The sequence below is a fragment of the Patescibacteria group bacterium genome (genome assembly GCA_024654625.1).
GTDB lineage: Bacteria > Patescibacteriota > Minisyncoccia.
Genome location: JANLHB010000027.1, coordinates 1 through 1919, shown reverse-complemented (window position 1 = coordinate 1919; position 1919 = coordinate 1). Strand labels below are relative to the sequence as shown.

The 1919-nt window shown below is 37.8% G+C and carries 4 protein-coding genes; 1 reads left to right on the top strand and 3 read right to left on the bottom strand.

The genetic code is table 11. The annotated features are described in order from the left end of the window. The coding region (locus tag NUV40_03155) for a hypothetical protein (GenBank protein MCR4342873.1) at nt 1–194 on the top strand (194 nt) is incomplete at its 5' end. Between the two features lie 183 nt (nt 195–377). Here NUV40_03155 and NUV40_03150 read toward each other — a convergent pair. The 3 genes from NUV40_03150 to NUV40_03140 form a co-directional block, all read right to left on the bottom strand. After that, nucleotides 378–1019 carry a DUF4145 domain-containing protein gene (locus NUV40_03150; GenBank protein MCR4342872.1) on the bottom strand — a complete coding sequence of 214 codons (642 nt, stop codon included), beginning with the start codon at nt 1017–1019 and terminating at the stop codon, nt 378–380. Between the two features lie 155 nt (nt 1020–1174). After that, nucleotides 1175–1435 (bottom strand): hypothetical protein, encoded by a 261-nt coding sequence (locus NUV40_03145; protein ID MCR4342871.1) that lies wholly within the window; start codon nt 1433–1435, stop codon nt 1175–1177. Next, nucleotides 1436–1636, bottom strand: a complete 201-nt coding sequence (locus tag NUV40_03140; GenBank protein ID MCR4342870.1) for a hypothetical protein — start codon at nt 1634–1636, stop codon at nt 1436–1438. Nucleotides 1637–1919: the final 283 nt, after the last annotated feature.

Genomic DNA, 1919 nt, shown 5'->3' with positions numbered 1-1919 from the left:
TGTCTCTTTTCAACGCAGGTCGTGAGGATACTCTGCAGAAACACGCTAATTATTTGACTCAAGAACAGATAATGTACGTAATTGATGAGATTTTAGAGTCCATCCAATACATTGATTTCAACCTGAATATAAATTTACTGGTCGAAAACATAATTACAAGAATTACCGTTTTGAATTCTAAAGCGAGATCATAGTATTATCTTTTACAGCAAGATAATGCGAGACTTAAAAGGCAGGCTCTATTATTAAGAGTGGTGCTACAAAAGCTTATAATTATTTGTGAATTTATAATGCTGAACTAAACAGACCTACTTTGTAAAGCCTGGTTAAACGCTTGGTTATATTTATCTTCTCGATAATAATGTAATCCTGATTTTTTATTTATCTTGAAAACCCCAGCTTAACCAAGAAACATATTCGTCTCTCAGTATTTCAGCAATATCTAGAATTTCTTGTGCCTGAGAAGATAATACTTTAGTTCCATGTATCGCAGCATTACATAATTGTATGACAGCACTAACAAGTTCAGTTTGCCTAGGTGTAATAGCTCCTTTCTCTTTCAATTTTTGTGTTATTATTCCTGCACTATCTCGTTCCTCTAGAGAAACCTTAAAACCTTTTGAAAGATTTTTGAGCATTGACTCAACTTCCATGCGAAGACCAGCTAATGCAAGATTTGGGTCTTGCTCAGCTAGAATGCGATAGTGAGAAAACTCAAGCCCTGTTGGTGATGGCTGCAATCCAAAGTTAAGCATTTTTGCATTTGCATCAGTTAGCGGAATACTTGGACGACCTTTCTTGTCTTTTTCCTTTTCTTTTTCTACTGCTACAGATAGTTCCTTCGCCTCCCTTATATGCGCTGGAAATGTTTCCAAAGATATGCCACCAGGCAAATCAGCCTTTTTTAAACGACCAAAGAGACTACTTATCTGAGTACGAAATATGATCAACATAATAATAACAGTTGTTGGCCAAATCAGTGCTTTAATGTACTCAAGAATTAATTTAGCAATTTCCATTTTATTTAACTATTAGGCACAATTACAGCTTGAGATATTATAACGTCCCGTATAAACCACCACCACCTGTGAATATGCGTGCAAGAGTGGCTTAGAGCGGTGGCCTAGATAAATATTAAATCGCATGGTTATTGGTGGTTGGCTTCATGCGCTTGTTAGCCCTTTTTATTAACCATACGCTCGTACTCATCGTGAGTACCAATCCAAACCCAAATATAATCTTCACCATCTTCAACTGAAAGTGCCCTATGATTCATTCCGACTCTGGCGGACCAAAGGTCTCCAACTTTTTTAAAGTGAAGAGATGGATGCGAATGGTTCTTTTTGAGAAGCTCAAAATTCTTCTTAGCTCTCTTTTGAACAAGTGGTGGAAGATTCTCAAAATATTTCCAGAATCGATTTGTTGTCCGATGCATTTATAGTTCTTTAAGCTTTCCCTTCGATTTTTCTTCAAGGGCTTCCTTAATCAGGAAATCTAGCGTTCCTGCTTCTGAATCCGCTAAAATCTGCTTATCCCATTTTTCCCAGTCTTTTTCCGAAAACCACTGCCTCAATTGGACATAATCATTCTCTGGAAGGGTTTCTATCGCCTCTTTGATTTCGTTTACTGTTGACATTCTGTTCTCCCCTCAAATTCAAGGTTATTGTTTTTAGTAGTATAGCACGTCACATGAATAATAAAAGTATTGTTTTTTTGGGCTAACGTAGAGATGAGGTGCGCCGTATGGCGTATAAAATAATGGGAAAAAATAAAATAAGCAAAGAATCTAAAAACTTAAAAATCGCAAGAGATAAAGGCGTCAACTTCCGGGTAAGAGCCGCCCTTACGGGCGACGCTCCCCACTGATCCGGACGTGACCCTTTAGTCATCCGGTTCCTCGGTAATCGGAGTTACGACTC

Coding starts and splice junctions, on each gene's coding strand:
- NUV40_03150 (MCR4342872.1), bottom strand. CDS start 1,019: ATGGAAATTGCTAAATTAATTCTTGAGTACATTAAAGCACTGATTTGG.
- NUV40_03145 (MCR4342871.1), bottom strand. CDS start 1,435: ATGCATCGGACAACAAATCGATTCTGGAAATATTTTGAGAATCTTCCA.
- NUV40_03140 (MCR4342870.1), bottom strand. CDS start 1,636: ATGTCAACAGTAAACGAAATCAAAGAGGCGATAGAAACCCTTCCAGAG.